The sequence below is a fragment of the Enterobacter sp. CCUG 70166 genome (assembly GCF_020224095.1).
Classification (GTDB): domain Bacteria; phylum Pseudomonadota; class Gammaproteobacteria; order Enterobacterales; family Enterobacteriaceae; genus Enterobacter; species Enterobacter intestinihominis.
Map to the genome: position 1 here is coordinate 219,090 of NZ_NRIQ01000035.1, position 20,319 is coordinate 239,408.

General features: G+C 53.6%; 21 protein-coding genes and 1 pseudogene. 12 read left to right on the plus strand and 10 right to left on the minus strand.

Translation table 11 applies throughout. The annotated features are described in order from the left end of the window. The first annotated feature begins 128 nt into the window (after nucleotides 1-128). Nucleotides 129-473 (plus strand): RidA family protein, encoded by a 345-nt coding sequence (locus CKK19_RS15225; protein ID WP_063853573.1) that lies wholly within the window; start codon nucleotides 129-131, stop codon nucleotides 471-473. Between the two features lie 6 nt (nucleotides 474-479). Here the strand turns inward: CKK19_RS15225 and CKK19_RS15230 are convergent, their stop codons facing one another. Further along, a complete protein-coding gene (locus CKK19_RS15230) occupies nucleotides 480-659 on the minus strand; it encodes a YoaH family protein (RefSeq protein ID WP_022648441.1) in 180 nt (59 codons plus the stop codon). A gap of 61 nt (nucleotides 660-720) precedes the next feature. Between CKK19_RS15230 and pabB the strand changes: the two genes are divergently transcribed. From pabB to CKK19_RS15250, 4 genes are all read left to right on the plus strand, one after another. Further along, complete coding sequence (gene pabB, locus CKK19_RS15235; RefSeq protein ID WP_063853548.1) at nucleotides 721-2,055, plus strand: aminodeoxychorismate synthase component 1; 1,335 nt, start codon at nucleotides 721-723, stop codon at nucleotides 2,053-2,055. After that, nucleotides 2,052-2,630 carry a CoA pyrophosphatase gene (locus CKK19_RS15240; RefSeq protein ID WP_022648443.1) on the plus strand — a complete coding sequence of 193 codons (579 nt, stop codon included), beginning with the start codon at nucleotides 2,052-2,054 and terminating at the stop codon, nucleotides 2,628-2,630. Before pabB ends, CKK19_RS15240 begins: the two co-directional genes overlap by 4 nt. A 184-nt stretch (nucleotides 2,631-2,814) precedes the next feature. Next, on the plus strand, nucleotides 2,815-4,179 hold the full coding sequence (sdaA, locus tag CKK19_RS15245) for an L-serine ammonia-lyase (protein WP_063146325.1): 1,365 nt from the start codon (nucleotides 2,815-2,817) through the stop codon (nucleotides 4,177-4,179). Between the two features lie 130 nt (nucleotides 4,180-4,309). Then, entirely contained in the window at nucleotides 4,310-5,908 is a 1,599-nt protein-coding gene (locus CKK19_RS15250) for an EAL domain-containing protein (RefSeq protein ID WP_023300353.1), read from the plus strand. Between the two features lie 6 nt (nucleotides 5,909-5,914). On the opposite strand, the gene yoaE is transcribed toward CKK19_RS15250, so the two are convergent. Beyond that, on the minus strand, nucleotides 5,915-7,474 hold the full coding sequence (yoaE, locus tag CKK19_RS15255) for a CNNM family cation transport protein YoaE (protein ID WP_023300354.1): 1,560 nt from the start codon (nucleotides 7,472-7,474) through the stop codon (nucleotides 5,915-5,917). Between the two features lie 463 nt (nucleotides 7,475-7,937). On the opposite strand from yoaE, the gene manX reads away from it, so the two are divergent. The 5 genes from manX to mntP all read left to right on the plus strand — a co-directional run bounded on the left by manX (nucleotide 7,938) and on the right by mntP (nucleotide 12,092). Continuing rightward, nucleotides 7,938-8,900, plus strand: a complete 963-nt coding sequence (gene manX, locus CKK19_RS15260; RefSeq protein WP_022651434.1) for a PTS mannose transporter subunit IIAB — start codon at nucleotides 7,938-7,940, stop codon at nucleotides 8,898-8,900. A gap of 47 nt (nucleotides 8,901-8,947) precedes the next feature. Continuing rightward, entirely contained in the window at nucleotides 8,948-9,748 is an 801-nt protein-coding gene (gene manY / locus CKK19_RS15265; protein WP_022648448.1) for a PTS mannose transporter subunit IIC, read from the plus strand. A 12-nt stretch (nucleotides 9,749-9,760) separates the two neighbouring features. Further along, nucleotides 9,761-10,612 (plus strand): PTS mannose transporter subunit IID, encoded by an 852-nt coding sequence (locus tag CKK19_RS15270; protein ID WP_006810994.1) that lies wholly within the window; start codon nucleotides 9,761-9,763, stop codon nucleotides 10,610-10,612. Between the two features lie 54 nt (nucleotides 10,613-10,666). Continuing rightward, nucleotides 10,667-11,125 (plus strand): DUF986 family protein, encoded by a 459-nt coding sequence (locus CKK19_RS15275; RefSeq protein ID WP_063853549.1) that lies wholly within the window; start codon nucleotides 10,667-10,669, stop codon nucleotides 11,123-11,125. A gap of 400 nt (nucleotides 11,126-11,525) precedes the next feature. Next, complete coding sequence (gene mntP, locus CKK19_RS15280; RefSeq protein ID WP_032622454.1) at nucleotides 11,526-12,092, plus strand: manganese efflux pump MntP; 567 nt, start codon at nucleotides 11,526-11,528, stop codon at nucleotides 12,090-12,092. Here mntP and rlmA read toward each other — a convergent pair. The 6 genes and pseudogenes from rlmA to mgrB all read right to left on the minus strand — a co-directional run bounded on the left by rlmA (nucleotide 12,089) and on the right by mgrB (nucleotide 16,447). Further along, nucleotides 12,089-12,904 carry a 23S rRNA (guanine(745)-N(1))-methyltransferase gene (gene rlmA / locus CKK19_RS15285; protein WP_063853550.1) on the minus strand — a complete coding sequence of 272 codons (816 nt, stop codon included), beginning with the start codon at nucleotides 12,902-12,904 and terminating at the stop codon, nucleotides 12,089-12,091. The two genes, mntP and rlmA, sit on opposite strands and share 4 nt — an antisense overlap. Before the next feature lie 39 nt (nucleotides 12,905-12,943). After that, complete coding sequence (gene ftsI, locus CKK19_RS15290; protein ID WP_023300357.1) at nucleotides 12,944-14,689, minus strand: peptidoglycan glycosyltransferase FtsI; 1,746 nt, start codon at nucleotides 14,687-14,689, stop codon at nucleotides 12,944-12,946. A gap of 216 nt (nucleotides 14,690-14,905) precedes the next feature. Then, complete coding sequence (gene cspE / locus CKK19_RS15295; protein ID WP_001062678.1) at nucleotides 14,906-15,115, minus strand: transcription antiterminator/RNA stability regulator CspE; 210 nt, start codon at nucleotides 15,113-15,115, stop codon at nucleotides 14,906-14,908. A gap of 12 nt (nucleotides 15,116-15,127) precedes the next feature. Continuing rightward, nucleotides 15,128-15,272 (minus strand): annotated as a pseudogene (locus tag CKK19_RS15300) (DUF2627 domain-containing protein). A 669-nt stretch (nucleotides 15,273-15,941) separates the two neighbouring features. Further along, nucleotides 15,942-16,229, minus strand: a complete 288-nt coding sequence (locus CKK19_RS15305) for a YebO family protein (RefSeq protein WP_038416254.1) — start codon at nucleotides 16,227-16,229, stop codon at nucleotides 15,942-15,944. A 74-nt stretch (nucleotides 16,230-16,303) separates the two neighbouring features. Next, complete coding sequence (gene mgrB / locus CKK19_RS15310; protein WP_003859906.1) at nucleotides 16,304-16,447, minus strand: PhoP/PhoQ regulator MgrB; 144 nt, start codon at nucleotides 16,445-16,447, stop codon at nucleotides 16,304-16,306. 160 nt (nucleotides 16,448-16,607) lie between these two features. On the opposite strand from mgrB, the gene CKK19_RS15315 reads away from it, so the two are divergent. After that, nucleotides 16,608-16,847 (plus strand): YobH family protein, encoded by a 240-nt coding sequence (locus CKK19_RS15315; RefSeq protein WP_022648454.1) that lies wholly within the window; start codon nucleotides 16,608-16,610, stop codon nucleotides 16,845-16,847. Between the two features lie 63 nt (nucleotides 16,848-16,910). Here CKK19_RS15315 and kdgR read toward each other — a convergent pair whose 3' ends face one another. Further along, nucleotides 16,911-17,702, minus strand: coding sequence for a DNA-binding transcriptional regulator KdgR (gene kdgR / locus CKK19_RS15320; RefSeq protein WP_063853551.1), 792 nt, complete (start codon nucleotides 17,700-17,702; stop codon nucleotides 16,911-16,913). Nucleotides 17,703-17,880: 178 nt separating this feature from the next. Here kdgR and CKK19_RS15325 point away from each other — a divergent pair, with 178 nt between their 5' ends. Continuing rightward, nucleotides 17,881-19,254 carry an MFS transporter gene (locus CKK19_RS15325; RefSeq protein ID WP_022648456.1) on the plus strand — a complete coding sequence of 458 codons (1,374 nt, stop codon included), beginning with the start codon at nucleotides 17,881-17,883 and terminating at the stop codon, nucleotides 19,252-19,254. Between the two features lie 51 nt (nucleotides 19,255-19,305). Here the strand turns inward: CKK19_RS15325 and htpX are convergent, their stop codons facing one another. Beyond that, nucleotides 19,306-20,187, minus strand: coding sequence for a protease HtpX (gene htpX / locus CKK19_RS15330; protein ID WP_003859899.1), 882 nt, complete (start codon nucleotides 20,185-20,187; stop codon nucleotides 19,306-19,308). Between the last annotated feature and the right edge of the window lie 132 nt (nucleotides 20,188-20,319).

Below are 20,319 nucleotides of genomic sequence, written 5' to 3' on the forward strand. Positions count from 1 at the left end.
TCTCTCACTGTATTTTTGCACAGGGATTATGTCAGCCCCTTCTCTCCGGTGCCACCCCAAATAGTGACGACGGCGGAACAATATGGCAGTCTTGCCGCCTGACGATGAAAGATAACGAGGATACGTTTATGACAATTTCGCGCATTGATGCCGAAGCCCGCTGGTCTGATGTGGTGATCCACAACCAGACGCTGTACTACACCGGTGTCCCTGCCAATCTGGACGCCGACGCCTTCGAGCAAACCGCTAACACCCTGGCGCAGATCGACGCCGTACTGGAAAAACAGGGCAGCGATAAATCCCGCATTCTGGACGCGACGATTTTCCTGGCGAATAAAGACGACTTCGCGGAGATGAATAAAGCCTGGGATGCGTGGGTAGTGGCGGGTCACGCGCCTGTACGCTGCACCGTACAGGCCACGCTGATGAAACCGGAGTATAAGGTGGAGATTAAGATTATCGCGGCAGTTTAAGCCCGGTTATTCATCTTCATCTTCAAATCGCGCCACAATCCGCTCGCCGGTATGACTGGCGCGAATTTCCTGAGCGACGACGGTGATCGCTTCTCCGCTGCTCATACCCTGGCCCATCAGTTCCTGAATCCGCTCTACCGCTTTCTGCTGTTGGTCATGGCTGAGAGAAGGTAAACCTGCAAACATCGTTAACTCCTGCTAAATTATTCGCGCTAATTATTTCACGCTACCCGGTAGTATGCCATACATGAACATGCGCTTCCCCACTGTTATGACCTTACCCTGGCGTGCAGACGCCGCCGAGTTCTGGTTTGCCCGTCTGAGCCACCTTCCTTTTGCCATGCTGCTGCACTCCGGGCATGCGGATCACCCCTACAGCCGCTTTGATATTCTGGTGGCCGACCCGGTTAAAACGCTGACGACCGATGCGCTGTCACCCACGGACGATCCGCTGATGCGGCTTCAGAACGAGATCTATGCTCTGGGCTTATCTGCCACACCGGATCCGGATCTGCCTTTCCAGGGGGGCGCGCTGGGCCTGTTTGGTTACGATCTGGGTCGCCGTTTCGAAAAGCTGCCCGAGCATGCACAGGCGGATATTTCCCTGCCGGATATGGCGGTGGGGCTGTATGACTGGGCGCTAATCGTGGATCACCGTAAGCAGACGGTTTCCCTGCTTAGCCACCGAGACGTGCAGGCGCGTCTGGCCTGGCTTGAGGCGCAACGGCCCGCCACAGCGGAACACTTTATGCTGACCTCTGGCTGGCACTCGAACATGAGCGCGGCGGAATATGCGGAAAAATTCTCTCGCGTGCAGGCGTATCTTCACAGCGGCGACTGTTATCAGGTCAACCTTGCCCAGCGTTTCCAGGCGGCGTACCGGGGAGACGAATGGCAGGCATTTACCCGCCTCAATGCCAGCAATAAGGCCCCGTTTAGCGCATTTTTACGCCTTGAACACGGCGCCATCCTCAGCCTTTCGCCTGAGCGTTTTATTCATCTGGCTGACGGTATTATTCAGACCCGCCCGATCAAGGGCACCCTGCCGCGCCTTGCCGATGCTAACGCCGACCGCCAGCAGGCGGAGACGCTGGCGGCCTCGCCGAAAGATCGCGCTGAAAACCTGATGATTGTCGATCTGATGCGCAATGATATTGGCCGCGTCGCCGAGCCGGGCAGCGTGCGCGTGCCGGAGCTGTTCGTTGTGGAGCCTTTCCCGGCGGTACATCATCTGGTCAGTACTATCACTGCACGCCTGCCGGCCTCGCGGACCGCCTGCGATCTGCTCCGCGCCGCGTTTCCGGGCGGCTCCATCACCGGCGCGCCGAAGGTCCGCGCGATGGAGATCATCGACGAACTGGAACCGCATCGCCGCAACGCCTGGTGCGGCAGCATCGGCTATGTGAGCCTGTGCGGAACCATGGATACCAGCATCACTATTCGCACCCTGACGGCCTGCGACGGTAACCTTTACTGTTCCGCAGGCGGCGGCATTGTAGCCGACAGCCAGGCCGGGGCGGAATATCAGGAAACCTTTGATAAAGTGAATCGTATCCTGAAACAACTGGAGAACTCACGGTGAAGAAAGACAACCTGACGCTGGATGATTTTCTGTCGCGTTTTCAGCTTCTGCGGCCCCAGGTTAACCGCGCCGCGCTGAATCAACGTCAGGCGGCGGTACTGATCCCGGTCGTGCGTCGTGAACAGCCGGGTCTGTTGCTTACCCAGCGCTCACCGCATATGCGAAAACACGCCGGTCAGGTTGCGTTTCCGGGCGGCGCGGTGGACAGCACCGATGCTTCCCTGATTGCCGCCGCGCTGCGCGAAGCGCATGAGGAGGTGGCGATCCCCCCGGAGGCGGTCGAGGTAATTGGCGTGCTGCCGCCAGTGGACAGCGTAACCGGTTTTCAGGTTACGCCGGTCGTCGGCATTATTCCGCCCGATCTTCAGTATCACGCCAGCGTCGATGAAGTTTCAGCGGTGTTCGAAATGCCGCTTGAAGAGGCCCTTCGTCTGGGCCGCTATCATCCTCTGGATATTCACCGCCGCGGGCACGATCATCGGGTCTGGCTGTCGTGGTATCAGCATTATTTTGTCTGGGGCATGACGGCAGGCATCATTCGTGAGCTTGCGCTACAAATCGGCCTGAAGCCTTGACTATACTTTACATTCCACCCTTTTCTGGCAGGTTTGCGATCGGCGTCGCGCTATTAGCTAAACCATCGTTAACCATTAGTTTAATTCATGTGAATAGTTAAGCCGAGGTTAGTGTTCCCTCTTACACTATGCGCAGTTATAACATCGTTACTGGAACCCCAGTAACCCTGTCAGGAGTGTGAAAGTGATTAGTATATTCGACATGTTCAAAGTGGGGATTGGTCCATCTTCTTCCCACACTGTAGGGCCGATGAAGGCCGGTAAACAGTTCGTCGATGATCTGGTCGAAAAAGGATTACTGGAAAGCGTTACCCGTGTCGCCGTAGACGTTTACGGTTCACTGTCATTAACGGGTAAAGGCCACCACACCGATATCGCCATTATTATGGGTCTGGCGGGCAATATGCCGGACACAGTTGATATTGATGCCATTCCGGCATTTATCCGCGACGTGGAAACGCGCGGTCGTCTGCTGCTGGCTAACGGTCAGCACGAAGTGGACTTCCCGCAGGATGACGGGATGCGTTTTCGTAGCGACAACCTGCCGCTGCATGAAAACGGTATGACCATCCACGCCTGGAGCGGCGAAAAAGAGATCTACAGTAAAACCTACTACTCCATCGGCGGCGGCTTTATCGTTGACGAAGAACACTTTGGCAAAGAGAGCGCGGGCGATGTGAATGTGCCCTATCCGTTTAAATCTGCCACCGAGATGTTGGCCTATTGCAAAGAGACCGGTCTCTCCCTCTCCGGCATGGTGATGCAGAACGAACTGGCGCTGCACAGCAAGAAAGAGATCGAAGACTATTTTGCTAACGTGTGGCAAACCATGCGCGCCTGTATTGACCGCGGGATGAACACCGAGGGGGTTCTGCCTGGGCCACTGCGTGTGCCACGTCGTGCCTCTGCGCTTCGCCGTATGCTGGTCACCACCGACAAATTCTCCAATGATCCAATGAATGTGGTTGACTGGGTGAACATGTTTGCGCTGGCGGTTAACGAAGAGAACGCAGCGGGTGGTCGCGTGGTGACGGCGCCAACCAACGGCGCGTGCGGTATCGTTCCGGCGGTGCTGGCCTACTACGATCACTTTATTGAGCCCGTGACATCGGAGATCTATATCCGTTATTTCCTCGCGGCAGGCGCTATCGGCGCGCTGTACAAGATGAATGCCTCCATCTCCGGTGCCGAAGTAGGCTGTCAGGGTGAAGTGGGCGTGGCCTGCTCTATGGCGGCGGCCGGTCTGGCGGAACTGCTGGGCGCAAGCCCTGAGCAGGTGTGCGTGGCGGCGGAAATCGGCATGGAGCACAACCTCGGTCTGACCTGTGACCCGGTTGCCGGCCAGGTGCAGGTACCGTGCATTGAGCGTAACGCCATCGCCTCCGTCAAAGCGATCAACGCCTCGCGTATGGCGATGCGCCGTACCAGCGAGCCACGCGTGTCACTGGATAAGGTTATTGAAACCATGTACGAAACCGGCAAGGACATGAACGCGAAGTACCGTGAGACTTCGCGCGGCGGTCTGGCCATTAAGGTGCAGTGCGACTAAACCTTCCTTTTCGCCCATCTGCAACAGATGGGCGAATTTTCCCACCGCCTCTCGTCGCTTCACGTATTCCCCACTACACTGTCACTGTTGCGTCTGGCTTTTCCGGCCGGTGCTTATCAGGCGACCGTTCATGCAAACTGCACAAACGATCATTAAAGACTATCGCCGAAAACGCGTTATCGTCTGTGTTACGGTTGCGCTCGTTACGCTCGTCCTGACGCTGGGCATTCGCTTTATTTCACAGCGCAACATTAATCAGGATCGGATCCACGACTTTACTCACCACACCGTGCGTGCGCTTGATAAGGTGCTTCTTGCGTTAGAAACCCAGCGTGAAACTCTACGTTTTCTGGTTGATATGCCCTGCGCTGAAGCGAATCCGATTCTGCGAAAACAGGCGGCGATCCTCCAGACCGTGCGCTCCATCGCCCTCGTCAAAGACGGAATACTGTATTGCTCGAGCGTATTTGGCAGCCGAAATATGCCCGTCAGTGACATTGAGCCGATGCTTCCGTCCAGTGAACCCAGGCTGATCTTGTTGACCGATCGGTGGCTGTTAAAGGGCAGTCCGGTACTGATTCAGTGGTCACCCCTTGCGGGCGACGGCAGTGACGGGTTGATGGAGGTAGTGAATATCGATCTCATCACCAAAATGATTCTGGAGCCACAGCGGCCACAAATCACCGACGTGGTCCTGAGAGTAGGCGATAATTTTCTCCGCGACGGGCAGCAGGTGACGAATACGCCGACCTTCGATGAACACGCCTCCCTGCTGGAACAGTCTTCACAGCACTACCCTTTCAGCGTCACGGTCAGCGGCCCGGGGGCAGGCCAAATGGCATTGAAAAATCTGCCCACCCAGCTACCGCTGGCGTTGATGCTCAGTTTACTGATGGGCTATATCGCCTGGCTTGCCACGGCGCGACGCATAAGTTTCACCTGGGAAATTAATATGGGGATTGCTGCCCGGGAGTTTGAACTCTTCTGCCAGCCGCTGGTAAACGCCCGCACCCGGGAATGCGTTGGCGTCGAGATCCTCCTGCGCTGGAACAACCCGCGTCAGGGCTGGATTTCTCCCGATGTCTTTATCCCCCTGGCTGAAGAACATAGCCTGATTGTTCCGCTTACCCGCTACGTCATCAGCGAAACGGTGCGGCAGATAGGCTTTTTCCCGGCCTCACGGGATTTCCATATTGGCATCAACGTGGCCGCCAGCCATTTTCGCCGCGCTGCGCTGATCCGGGATCTCAACCGCATCTGGTTTAAGGCGAACCCTGTTCAAAAGTTGATTGTAGAGTTAACCGAGCGCGATGCGTTGCTCGATGTGGATTACCGCATCGTGCGAGAGCTGCACCGCAAAGGGGTGAAGCTTGCGATTGATGATTTTGGTACGGGCAATAGTTCTCTTTCGTGGCTTGAAAAACTTCACCCGGACGTGCTGAAAATTGATAAATCCTTCACCACCGCGATCGGCACCGACGCCGTGAACTCAACGGTAACGGATATTATTATTGCGCTGGGCCAGAGGTTGAATATTGAACTGGTTGCAGAAGGGGTTGAAACCGAGGAGCAGTCACGCTATTTGCGCCGCCACAGCGTACATATTTTGCAGGGGTACTTGTATGCGCGGCCGATGCCGCTGCGGGAGTTTCCGAAATGGCTGGCGGAAAGTAACCCTCCGCCAGCCCGTCACAACGGACACATCGTGCCTTTATTGCCGTTACGCTAGATAGCGTTACTCTTCTTCGTCGTGTACAGAGTGCTCTTTAACAATACGAACCATATCAACGCGATAGTCGTTGGCTTCAACGATGGTAATTTGCAGCGGCGGCAGCTCAAGCACATCACCGATACGCGGGATCTGCCCGTTAACGGCAATCACCAGCCCCGCTACCGTGGCGATGTCTTCATCGTCATTGACCACGTTTTCGACGCCCAGCGTGTGCGAGAGCGCGTGCAGGTCGGTGGTGCCTTTCACCAGCCAGCCGTCACCGTCGGCAACGATTTCTGGCGTTTCATCCGCATCAGGGAATTCACCGGCAATGGCTTCCAGCACGTCCAGCGGCGTTACCAGACCTTGTACCACACCAAATTCGTTGGTGACGATAACAAAGCTCCCGCGAGCACGACGCAACACGCCCAGCAGGTTAATCGGATCCAGCGTCTCCGGCACCACGATGGCAGGCGACGCGGCCGCTACGGCCTCGACGTTGACGCCCTCTTCCAGCGCCACGAGCATCTCTTTCGCGCGCACCACACCGATGATCTCATCCAGCTCGCCCCGACAGACCGGGAACAGGCTGTGCGGCGAGGAGAGCAGCTGCTGGCGAATTTCGTCGACGCTCAGGTTGGCGTCCACCCAGCTGATTTCACCGCGCGGCGTCATAATGCCGCGCAGGGAGCGGGAGGCCAGCGAAAGCACGCCGTTGATCATGTAGCGTTCTTCTTCCACAAACGCGCCTTCCGGCACCGGAACCGGGTTACGGTTCTCGTTATCCGCCTGCACGTTCACCTGACGACGCCCGCCCATCAGGCGCAGGATCGCATCGGCGGTACGCGCGCGCAGCGGCTGATTCGACTGCTGCTTAATGAAGTTACGGCGCGCAATCTGGTTAAACAGCTCGATCAGAATCGAGAAGCCAATCGCGGCGTACAGGTAGCCTTTCGGTATATGGAAACCAAAACCTTCTGCCACCAGGCTCAGACCAATCATCAACAGGAAACTCAGACACAGCACGACGACCGTCGGATGTTGGTTGACGAAACGCGTCAGCGGTTTCGACGCCAGCAGCATTACCGCCATCGCAATCACAACCGCCGCCATCATCACCGGCAGATGGTTCACCATGCCAACCGCTGTAATCACCGCATCCAGTGAGAAGACCGCATCAAGCACCACAATCTGCAGGACCACCACCCAGAAGCTGGCATACCCCTTACCGTGGCCATCATCATGCTGCCGGTTCTCCAGCCGTTCATGCAGCTCTGTTGTAGCTTTGAACAGCAGGAAAAGCCCCCCCACCAGCATGATTAAATCACGGCCGGAGAAGGTGAAATCCATGACGGTGAACAGAGGCTTAGTCAGCGTAACCATCCACGAGATCACGGACAGCAGGCCCAGTCGCATGATCAGTGCCAGCGAGAGGCCGATCAGACGGGCTTTATCACGCTGTTTCGGCGGCAGCTTATCCGCAAGGATGGCAATAAACACCAGGTTATCAATACCGAGAACGATCTCCAGCACGACCAGCGTAAGCAAGCCTACCCAGATTGACGGGTCCATTAAGAATTCCATGACACGCTCCTGCTAAAGGAATGACAAAACGGTGCCCCGCTAATTTCGGGCATTTCAAAGGGAATGGGGGTCGATGCGTGGCGAAGGTCGCCGGTGAATAAGGCGCGGAATGGCCTGGAAGATGACTGACGTCGGTGACGGTCCATATAGTGGGCTGTAGCCCTATACTCCTGAATAATTAAACGGACGCTAAACATATCAGAGACAATGGGTTTTTAGCAAAGATTTACGTTCCTTTGCAAACTTCTGTAACACACGTGGTTTATCTTACAGAAAAATCTGTAAGGCGTAGCTAAATTACGGATCTTCATCACATAAATTATTTTTTCACTATCTAAAATAATTCGCGGAAGTCTTGGTTTTTTAGAACTCTAACCCTTATCTGAATCGATTCGGTTCGCCAATACGATTCTCAGTACGCCTGCCTGGCAGACGTATAAATGATAATAATAGGAGGTAGCAAGTGACCATTGCTATTGTCATAGGCACACATGGTTGGGCTGCGGAGCAGTTACTCAAAACGGCAGAAATGCTGTTGGGCGAGCAGGAAAACGTCGGCTGGATCGATTTCGTTCCCGGTGAAAACGCCGAGACGCTGATTGAAAAGTACACTGCTCAGCTTGAGAAGCTGGATACCAGCAAAGGCGTGCTGTTTCTCGTGGATACATGGGGCGGCAGCCCGTTCAACGCTGCCAGCCGCATTGTCGTCGATAAAGAGCATTATGAAGTCGTCGCCGGGGTAAATATCCCAATGTTGGTGGAAACCTTCATGGCGCGTGACGACAACCCAGGCTTTGACGAGCTGGTGGCGCTGGCGGTGGAAACCGGTCGCGAAGGCGTGAAGGCGCTGAAAGCACAGCCGGTTGAAAAACCTGCCCCTGCCCCTGCTGCACCAAAAGCCGCGGCACCGGCGAAGCCAATGGGTCCGAACGATTACATGGTTATCGGCCTTGCGCGTATTGATGACCGTCTGATCCACGGCCAGGTGGCGACGCGCTGGACCAAAGAGACCAACGTACAACGCATCATCGTGGTCAGTGACGAAGTGGCCGCCGACACTGTCCGTAAAACCCTTCTTACCCAGGTTGCACCGCCGGGCGTCACCGCGCACGTCGTGGATGTCGCCAAAATGATCCGCGTTTACAACAACCCGAAATATGCGGGCGAACGCGTGATGCTTCTGTTCACCAACCCGACAGACGTTGAACGCATTGTTGAAGGCGGCGTGAAAATCACCTCCGTTAACATTGGCGGTATGGCTTTCCGTCAGGGCAAAACGCAGGTCAACAACGCGATTTCAGTGGATGCGAAAGATATCGAGGCCTTCAACAAGCTGAATGCACGCGGTATCGAGCTGGAAGCCCGTAAGGTTTCCACGGATCAGAAACTGAAAATGATGGATTTGATCGGCAAAGTGGGGAAATAAGCCCGGGCCGGTTTTTCATATAGAGCTTATGTAATAGGAGAAGTGCAATGGAGATTACTACTCTTCAGATTGTGCTGGTGTTCATCGTCGCGTGTATTGCGGGTATGGAGTCCGTACTTGATGAATTTCAGTTCCACCGCCCTCTGGTGGCCTGTACGTTGATTGGCGCCGTTCTCGGTGACATGAAAACCGGTATCATCATCGGTGGTACCCTGGAAATGATCGCCCTCGGCTGGATGAACATCGGTGCGGCAGTTGCGCCAGATGCCGCGCTGGCGTCCATTATTTCGACCGTTCTGGTTATCGCCGGTCATCAGAGTATCGGTGCCGGTATCGCGCTGGCCATTCCACTGGCCGCGGCAGGCCAGGTGCTGACCATCATTGTTCGTACCATCACCGTTGCCTTCCAGCACGCGGCGGATAAGGCGGCCGATAACGGCAACCTGACAGCGCTCTCCTGGATCCACGTCTCGTCCCTGTTCCTGCAGGCGATGCGTATCGCTATTCCGGCCGTTATCGTGGCGATTTCCGTTGGGACCAGTGAAGTTCAAAGTATGCTGAACGCCATACCAGAAGTGGTCACCGGCGGTCTGAATATCGCGGGCGGTATGATTGTGGTCGTAGGTTACGCGATGGTCATCAACATGATGCGCGCAGGCTATCTGATGCCGTTCTTCTACCTTGGCTTCGTTACCGCTGCATTCACCAACTTCAACCTGGTTGCGCTGGGTGTGATTGGTGCGGTGATGGCGATTCTTTATATCCAGCTCAGCCCGAAATACAACCGTGTCGCGGGTGCCCCTGCGCAGGCTGCTGGTAACAACGATCTCGATAACGAACTGGACTAACAGGTGAGCGAAATGGTTGATATGACAAAAACTACCACTGAGAAAAAACTCACTCCGGGTGATATTCGTGGCGTGTTCATCCGTTCTAACCTGTTTCAGGGTTCATGGAACTTCGAACGTATGCAGGCGCTCGGCTTCTGCTTCTCCATGGTGCCGGCAATCAAACGCCTGTATCCGGAAAACAACGAAGCACGCCGTCAGGCAATTAAGCGTCACCTGGAATTCTTCAACACTCACCCTTACGTAGCGGCGCCTGTTCTGGGCGTAACGCTGGCGATGGAAGAGCAGCGTGCAAACGGGGCTGAGATCGACGATGGTGCTATCAACGGTATTAAAGTCGGTCTGATGGGGCCGCTGGCAGGCGTGGGCGACCCGATCTTCTGGGGTACCGTGCGTCCGGTCTTTGCGGCACTGGGCGCCGGGATCGCCATGAGCGGCAGTCTGCTTGGTCCCCTGCTGTTCTTTATCCTGTTCAACGCGGTGCGTCTGCTGACCCGCTACTACGGCGTGGCGTATGGTTACCGTAAAGGGGTGGATATCGTTAAGGATATGGGCGGCGGCTTCCTGCAAAAACTGACTGAGGGGGCGTCAATCCTCGGCCTGTTTGTAATGGGGGCTTTGGTTAACAAGTGGACGCACGTGAACATCCCGCTGGTGGTATCGACGATCACCGGTCAGGATGGTCAGACGCGCGTCACCACCGTGCAGACCATTCTGGACCAGCTGATGCCTGGCCTGGTACCGCTGCTGTTAACCTTCGCCTGTATGTGGCTGCTGCGTAAGAAAGTGAACCCGCTGTGGATCATCGTTGGCTTCTTCGTCATCGGTATCGCGGGCTACGCCGTCGGCCTGCTGGGTCTGTAATAAAATGCGTTACCGACCGGGGGCTTGCCCCCGGTCTTTTTATCTGGAGGATGAATGACTGTCACGGACACCGTACTGGTTTTATTTATTGTTGCCCTTCTGGCTTACGCGATCTATGACGAGTTCATTATGCCTCGCCGCCACGGCGAGACGCTGCTGACCCTTCCCCTCTTACGCCGTGGGCGCATTGATGCGTTTATCTTCGCCGGTCTGGTAGTCATCCTGATTTACAATAATGTGACCAGCCACGGCGCAATATTAACCACATGGTTATTATGTGCGCTGGCATTAATGGCGATTTACCTGTTCTGGATCCGCTCGCCAAAACTCATTTTTAAAAAACACGGATTCTTCTTCGCCAATGTCTGGATAGAATATAACCGCATTAAAGAGATGAATTTATCCGAAGACGGAGTTCTGGTGATGCAATTAGAACAACGCCGCCTGCTCATTCGCGTCAAAAATATTGACGACCTGGAAAAAATCTACAAATTACTCCTTAAAATTCAATGAATTAATTTTATAGCATCGGCTATGTATTGTATTATTCTCAAACCAGCAATATAGCCGATGCTATATCTCCCCTGCGAATTAACTTATATTTATTAACGATACATTTACGCATAAACCTAAATGAAAATCGTTATCAATATAGTGGCTATATAAAGCCATCTTCGTTGTTGTTTTATATTCTCAAAATATGTTAAGGTTGCGCCCGTCGTTGGGGAGTAGCCGATTTCCTGCCTGCGGGAAATGTACGTGTCAACATACTCGTTGCAAAACGTGGCGCGTACGGATCGTTTTCAGCACACTTACTGTGCCAAAAGCGATCAGGCGAGACCATAGATACATCAACTGCTGTTTACTGGGGGCAGTGATGTGTCATATGGATATCCCCGGTCTGGACGCACTTATGAATATCTCCGCTACGATACTTCTGGCTTTTGGCATGTCCATGGACGCATTTGCCGCCTCTATCGGTAAAGGTGCCACCCTCCATAAACCTAAATTTTCCGAAGCCCTGCGCACCGGTCTCATCTTTGGCGCAATCGAAACGCTGACGCCGCTTATTGGCTGGGGTCTGGGGATGCTCGCCAGCCAGTTTGTGCTGGAGTGGAACCACTGGATCGCCTTCGTGCTGCTGGTGTTCCTCGGCGGACGCATGGTAATTGAAGGTTTTCGTGGCAACAGCGATGAAGATGATGCGCCGCTGCAACGCCACGGCTTCTGGCTTCTGGTGACAACCGCTATCGCAACCAGCCTGGACGCAATGGCCGTCGGTGTCGGTCTGGCGTTTTTGCAGGTCAATATTATCGCCACCGCGCTGGCGATTGGCTGCGCCACGCTGATTATGTCAACGCTGGGGATGATGGTGGGGCGGTTCATTGGCCCGCTGTTAGGCAAACGCGCCGAAATTCTGGGCGGTATCGTGTTGATCGGGATTGGTGCCCAAATACTCTGGGCACACTTCGCGGGTTAATCTTCGCGCTGCCAGCAATGGATGCTGAAATCCGTCTGGCAGCGAAATTCTGTCTGTGCTGCCAGCGTTTCCCACACCTCTGGTTTTGCCCGCCACGCAAACGGCGTCATTTGCAGTAACGCCACCGCTTCACTTCCCTGCAACGTCATCTCATACGCCACTGACTGTGCCTGCTTTAACGCGAAGCCCGCCAGCTGTTCAGAGTGCGGCGCATGCAGGTGAACTTCATCATAGATCAGCCCTTTTAGCTCCAGCAGATGACGCGGTCCCGGCGTAACGGTGATAACCCACCCGCCGGGCTTAACGACGCGCGCCAGCTCCTCTGCCTTGCACGGGGCATAGATACGCACCACGGCGTCCATACTCGCTTCCTCAAACGGCAGGCGGTGGCTGGAGGCCACGCAGAACGTTACCGCTGAGTAGCGTTTTGCTGCTGCACGGATAGCCACTTTCGACACGTCCAGCCCGTAAGTTTCGGCGCCCTTCCCAGCCGCGACGTCAGCAAACGTGGCGGTGTAGTAGCCCTCGCCGCAGCCGATATCCAGCATGGCGGATGCGCCTTCTGTCAGATATTGACGGAGTAAGTCGACAACGGCATCCCTGAGCGGTTGATAGTGCCCGGCGTCAAGAAACGCCCGGCGCGCCTGCATCATCTCCGCGCTGTCACCCGGATCCCGGGAACGCTTGTGCTGTACCGGCAGAAGATTGACATAGCCCTCTTTAGCCTGGTCAAACTGATGTCCCAGTGGACAGATGAACGTTTTCTCCGCGCGCGTCAGCGGCGCGTGGCAAAGGGGACAACTGAAAGACATGACAGCTCCAGGGCGAAAACCAAAAGGCGAAGTGTACCGCTATTCGCCAGGGTTATAAACGGCTGGGTGACGCATCACGATCAGATGGTCAGAATCTGCCGGCAGCCCGTCTGGCTTCACGTTTTCCAGGCGCAAGACGTTACCCATAATTTCGCTGAACACGGGCGCGGAAACGGCCCCGCCGTAGTAGGCTCCGTTTTTCGGATCGTTGATCACCACCACCAGTGCAAAACGGGGATCGCTGGCGGGCGCAACGCCTGCTGTGTAGGCGACATATTTATCCACATACTTACCGTGTTCATCGATTTTTTTGGCCGTCCCGGTTTTAATCGCCACACGATAGTTACGCACCGCCGCTTTAATCCCGCCACCGCCGGGTAACGCGACGCTCTCCATCATGTGTTCCACCTCGTGAACAATCTCCCCGGGCATCACCCGTTTGCCAATCACGGGGGGATCGATACGGGTGATGGACAGAGGCCGTTCAATGCCATAGCTACCGATGGTGGCATACACATGCGCCAGCTGGAGGGGAGTAACCATCAGGCCATACCCAAAGGCAAAGGTCGCCCTGTCTAACTGACTCCAGAATTTTCGCTGCGGCAGTAAACCTGAGCTTTCTCCCGTTAAGCCAAGCCCGGTACTCTCGCCAAAACCAAAGTTTTTATAGGTATCAAGTAACCGTTGCACGGGCATCGCGAGAGAAAGACGGGATACGCCCGTGTCGCTGGATTTTTGCAGGATCCCGGTCATGGTCAGCTCGGGGTAGTAGCCCACATCGCGAATACGATGGCCATCAATGGTGTAGGGATGCGTGTCTATCACGCTGTCAGGCTGCACCAGCCCCTGCTGTAGCGCCGTCATCAGCACCAGAGGCTTAACGGTCGAACCCGGTTCAAAGGTGTCGCTGATCGCGCGATTACGAAAGTCATCCAGCGTTGCCCCTTCCCGATTGTTGGGGTTGAAGTCAGGGAAGCTCGCCATCGCCAGAATTTCGCCCGTCTGGATATTAATCAGCACCGACGCGCCTGACTCGGCTTTATTCCACGCCACGGCATTATCCAGCGCGTCTTCGGTGATAGTTTGCAGGCGTTCATCGATACTAAGCTGGATATTATGTGCCGGTACGGGCGCCACCTCCGTGAGGTTCTCAACCACATGCCCGTAGCGATCTTTCCTGACCAGCCGCACGCCTGCCTTCCCGGTGAGCTGCGTGTTAAAGCTTTTCTCGACGCCCTCAATACCCTGACCATCAATATTAGTGAAGCCAATCAGGTTTGCCGCCACGTGTCCGGCAGGATAAAAGCGGCGGGACTCATCGCGTAAGTTGATACCGGGAAGACGCAGCTTATCAATCCACTTTGCCTGGGAGGGATCAACCTGACGAGCTAGATAAATGAATCGCCCGTGCGGATTGCTGTTTATTCGCGATGCGAGCGTGCTCAGAGAAAGGTGTAAAGCATTTGCCAGGGCCTGCCAGCGCGAATCAAAGCCGATCCCCCCTTTATCAAGCACAGTTTTGGGATCGGCCCAGACGGCCTGGACAGGTACGCTTACCGCAAGGGGACGCCCTTCACGGTCAACAATCATCCCACGCGGGGCGTCTATCGCCACTTCGCGCAGGGAACGCATATCCTCCTGCTTCACCAGATTATCCGGTTTGATAATTTGTAGCCATGCCACGCGGCCTAACAGAAAAGCAAGGCTACAAAAGATGGCGAGACACAGAAGTGCAAAACGTGCCGGTGTAAAGTTTCCGTTGGCCGTTATTGTCTTTTTTTTCACTTTAACCCCAGGGCTGTTAATCAACGCCCTGATTTAACGGGAAAAAGGGATAATAAGGCGGGAAAACAATGCTAATAATCTCGCGGGTTTGCAACAAGATAATAACAGAGGAGGAATACGTAACATTTTGAAAAATAAGTGAATAAAAAAGCCCCGCATCGGCGAGGCTTATGTCTGAGATCGAAGCGCTAAGCGCTTCAGTCAGCAGTGATTCGATCAGATAGCAGTTACGTTAACCGCAGCTGGGCCTTTCTGGCCGTCCTGAATTTCGAACTCAACGTTCTGGCCTTCAGCCAGAGTTTTGAAGCCGTTACCCTGGATTGCAGAGAAGTGTACGAACACGTCTTTGCTGCCGTCAGCAGGAGTAATGAAACCAAAACCTTTAGACTCGTTGAACCACTTAACTTGACCTTTAATCTTTGCCATTTGCAAAATTCCTTAGAGTGTTTTCTTAGCCCGCAGGCTTTAACATAGATAAAACTGAGACATTACTGCTTGAGGCACTAATATAAGGTTCGGCAGAGAAGCGGTATTCAACGACAACGTGTTTACTCAGGACTTCTTTACTGAAAATGCCACACATAAACAGAACTGTACCTCGTTTGACCCAAAACGTGTTATCACACACAACGTTTAATATGGCAAGCCATTTTTAAACGTGTCTCGATCCGCCGCACAAATTCAGGCGTTACTCCATAACAATCTGCACAGTTATGCGAATTGTCAAATGAAGCGCCACCTGACCTCACCGCCCACAGGGTGCGCTGACGCGCCCTGTAATCAAAGACTTTTTAAACATAGCTCAATCATTTCAAAGCGTCCATCCCAATCCCTGAATTTCTTTAAAGGAATGACTGAGTTAGAACATTTTGTGAAAAGTTATGCTGAAAACATCGCAATGCACCAGAGTGTGACAGTGAATAAACGATGTTAAATACATTTTGCTAACTGTATTAAAATCCACCATTTAATAAGCGTTATTCTGCACCAAAATAATGAAATTTTTATGACTCTGCCTCAAAACAAGGCAAGCAAAACGTTTCGATAAAAATAAAACACTTCGGGAAAGTTAAAGCTCACAATTTATTCAACGAAACGGTACGACTTGTATAAGGATAAATATTCGCCAGTTTTCAGTATACTGAAACAGTAGTTAACTGCTGCTTAATTATATGTTGGGATGTTATGGGTCACATTTGATAAGGGAGGAGATTTACGCCGCACGTCAGGCCACCTCCCCGTTCCGGGCAGACTATCGTTCGGCCACCAGGCGAATGAACTCTTCCTCGTCTTGTTTTTGAGCATCAGCTTCCTTCGGCACCGCTTTCTCCTCCGGCTCGTTGGCTTCGCACAGACGACGCAGCAACGCAGTCTGCCGTTTCTGCTGATCGAACAATGCTTCCAGCAGCTCAATCTGCTCGTTTGTGCGGGAGCTGGCGCGATTAACGAAGAACCACAGCACCAGTCCAACGACCAGCACCACTAAAGACATTACCAGGGATGCAATGCTCAGCAGCCCCGAATTCATTAACTCACCCATTTCACCACCTCAGTAAAAACAGTCATTTTACCACTGCAGCCACGTAAGGACATCGCTCAGTGCAAAAATAGCCACTACCAGGGGATAAACTTATTGATTGAACAAATGCCGCTAAAGAACTGTACATCCTGATCGCACATCACATTGATAGTCTGCGTCCACAGCACCACGCATGCTATCAGCACTATAATCAGAATTACCCAGCGTATTTTTTTCACTCCACACTCCGTCTTATGACCTGATGTAGCCAGGTTATCACGGCTATCTTAAACAGGGGCTAACTGTACCTTCAACAGACGCTTTTCGGAATCGTGCACTTGTTTCACTGCGTAAACCCGTTACGCTTACTCCATGACAACAAAGAAAAAAGAGGCATCGATGCGTTTACTCGTTCGTACGATAATTGTACTGGCACTTGTGTGGATCGGCCTGCTGTTAAGTGGGTATGGCGTATTAATGGGAAGCAAAGAGAATGCCGCTGGTTTGGGTATTCAGTGTAAATATCTCACCGCCCAGGGGGTAAGCACGGCTCAGTACATCCATTCCGACAGCGGGATCATCGGGTTAACCAACTGTCCTGTGCTGCGTAAATCATCTGTTGTGGTTGATAACGGCTAATCAGAGCTAAATTTCGCTTACAAAAACGCCGCAAGAGTGCGGCGTTTTTATTGGAGGCATTGATCAGAACGGGTATTCGTTATAGCCCATCTGCTCTGAAATTTTGCGCGCTGCGGTATGCAGAATTGCCACATACTCATGAAGACGCTCTTCGGAGAAACGCAGCGTTGGGAAAGAGATGCTCAGTCCCGCAATGACAACGCCGAAGCGGTCAAACACCGGCACACCGATGCAGCGCAACCCTTCTTCCTGTTCTTCGTTATCTTCCCCATAACCCTGCTCACGCACTTTATCCAGCACGCTCAGCAGTTCATCCGTACTGGTTATCGTGCGATCGGTGCTGCGTTTGTATTCCACACCGTCAAGGATTTGCCTAACCTCTTCACGATCGCGCCAGGCCAGCAGGACTTTACCAATTGCGGTACTGTACAGCGGGTTACGACGACCGATGCGTGAATACATGCGCAGGTTGTACATGGAGTCAATTTTGTGGATGTAAACGATGCTGTCTTCATCCAGTGCGCCGAGGTGAATGGTCTCTTTCGTCAACCGCGAAAGTTCACGCATCTGAATGTCAGCGCTGCGGATCAGATCCACGTTCTGCAAGGCGCGGGCGCCCAATTCAAACAGTTTCAGGGTCAGAGAATATTTTTCTGATTCTCCTTCCTGCGCGACATAACCCAATGATTTCATCGTCTGCAAAAAGCGATAAACGGTGCTTTTCGACATCATCACACGCTGCGACAACTCTGTAATACCAATTTCACGCTCTTCTCCGAGCGCCTGCAAGATGCCAAACACCTTCAGCACGGAAGAAACAGAATCTGGCTGCTTATCCAAATCTGCGATTGCCATTTATCACCTCATGGAGACTGTTTTATAAAAATCAGAACCGGTTTTTATTATAAATTCGTGTGATGCGCGCTGCAATCTATCTGGGTTTACTTCGTTACAAATCTGCGACATAAAACCGAAATAACGATGCTAAAATAGTTACTCTGAAAATAATTTCACACTGAGTCATTCTTTTCCCATGCAAAAAAACGTTTCTGATGGCCTGCCCTTACCACAGCGGTACGGGGCAATTGCCACTATTGTCATCGGCATTTCGATGGCTGTCCTTGACGGTGCGATTGCCAATGTGGCTCTTCCTACCATTGCCAAAGACCTTAATGCTTCTCCGGCAAGCTCCATCTGGATTGTGAACGCGTACCAGATAGCGATTGTGATTTCCCTTTTGTCACTCTCTTTCCTGGGCGATATGTTTGGTTATCGCCGGGTTTATCAGTGCGGGCTGGTGGTCTTTACTCTCACCTCGCTCTTCTGTGCCCTTTCCGATTCACTGCACACCCTTACGCTTGCGCGTATCGCACAGGGTTTTGGCGGTGCGGCGCTAATGAGCGTGAACACGGCCCTGATACGGCTTATCTATCCTCATCGCCATCTGGGGCGCGGCATGGGCATTAACTCCTTTATTGTGGCCGTGTCGTCCGCCGCCGGGCCGACGATTGCCGCCGCCATTCTGTCCGTTGCCTCGTGGCAGTGGCTGTTTGCCATTAACGTGCCGCTGGGCATTGTGGCGATCTTCTTCGCCCTGCGCTATCTTCCGGAAAATGGTCCGAAAAACACCATGCCACGTTTTGACCTGCCCAGCGCTGTGATGAACGCGCTGACCTTTGGCCTGCTGATTACTGCGCTAAGCGGATTTGCGCAGGGACAGTCTTTGTCGCTCATTGCCGCAGAAATCGTTGCCCTGCTTATCATCGGCTTTTTCTTTGTACGACGCCAGCTGGCGCTGCCCGTGCCGTTACTGCCGGTCGATTTGCTGCGTATTCCGCTGTTTTCGCTATCAATTTGTACCTCCATTTGCTCGTTCTGCGCCCAGATGCTGGCGCTGGTTGCGCTGCCATTCTTTTTGCAGAGCGTGCTTGGCCGTTCGGAAGTGGAAACAGGCTTGTTGCTCACACCCTGGCCTTTGGCAACCATGGTGATGGCCCCGCTGGCCGGGTACCTTATTGAGCGCGTTCATGCCGGACTGCTGGGGGCTATCGGGCTGATCGTCATGGCAGCAGGACTGTTTGCGCTGTCGCTCCTGCCCTCCTCGCCGGGGGATCTGGATATTATCTGGCGCATGATCCTGTGCGGGGCAGGTTTTGGTTTGTTCCAGTCACCTAACAACCACACAATTATCACCTCTGCCCCACGTCATCGCAGCGGTGGTGCCAGCGGGATGCTGGGTACGGCAAGACTGTTAGGGCAAAGCACCGGGGCCGCAATGGTGGCGTTGATGTTTAACCTTGCCGGGCAAAATGCGACACACGTTGCGCTGATTACCGCAGGGACACTGGCGACCCTCGCGGCTATCATTAGCGGCCTTCGTGTGACCCAGCCAAAGGCGCAGGCATAAAAAAACCGGGCGGAGATTGTCTCCTGCCCGGTTTTTTTCATCCGGCGGGTATTACTTCAGGTACTCGCCGCTTCGCAGCGCTTCAATACGTTTATCCAGCGGCGGGTGTGACATAAACAGCTCGCTCAGCGACTTTGATTTACCATTGATACAGAAGGCCATCATGCTGTTTGCTTCCTGCGGCTCGTAGCTGGTTTTCAGACGTTGCAGCGCAGCAATCATCTTCTCACGACCCACCAGTTTCGCAGAACCGGCATCCGCGTGGAACTCACGATGACGGGAGAACCACATGGTAATGATGCTTGCCAGGATACCGAACACCAGCTCCAGCACCATTGAAACAGCGAAATAGATCAGCGGGTTACCGTTGCTCTCTTCACCCTCATCACGGTTGCCACCCATAAATCCGGCAGCAATCTGCGCCAGAATACGGGAAATAAAGATAACGAAGGTGTTCACCACGCCCTGGATCAAGGTCATGGTGACCATATCGCCGTTAGCGATATGGCTGATCTCGTGAGCAATAACCGCTTCCGCTTCGTCACGGCTCATGTTTTGCAGCAGACCGGTACTGACGGCCACCAGGGACGCGTCACGACGCGCACCGGTAGCAAACGCGTTGATATCCGGCGCGTGGTAGATCGCCACCTGCGGCATGGCTATGCCCGCCTGCTTTGACTGCTGAGCAACCGTGCTCATCAACCACTGTTCCATATCGTTACGCGGCTGCTCAATAACTTCACCGCCCACGGATTTCAGTGCCATCCACTTCGACATCAGCAGTGAAATGAAAGAGCCACCGAAACCAAACAGCAGCGCCATAATCAACAGACCCTGAACGCTGCTCGACTGAATTCCCGTCAGGCTTAGCACCAGCCCGAATACCACCATCACCGCCAGGTTGGTGAGCAGGAAGAGCGCGATTCGCATCATAATATTCTTTTAACCTCAGTTTAACAAAACGCACTATGCGATTACCCACATCGTATGGGTATTGCGGCTATTTTCAAGCATCCAGACGGCGTAAGTCACCAGAAAGACACAACTTTACACAATTGGAAATCT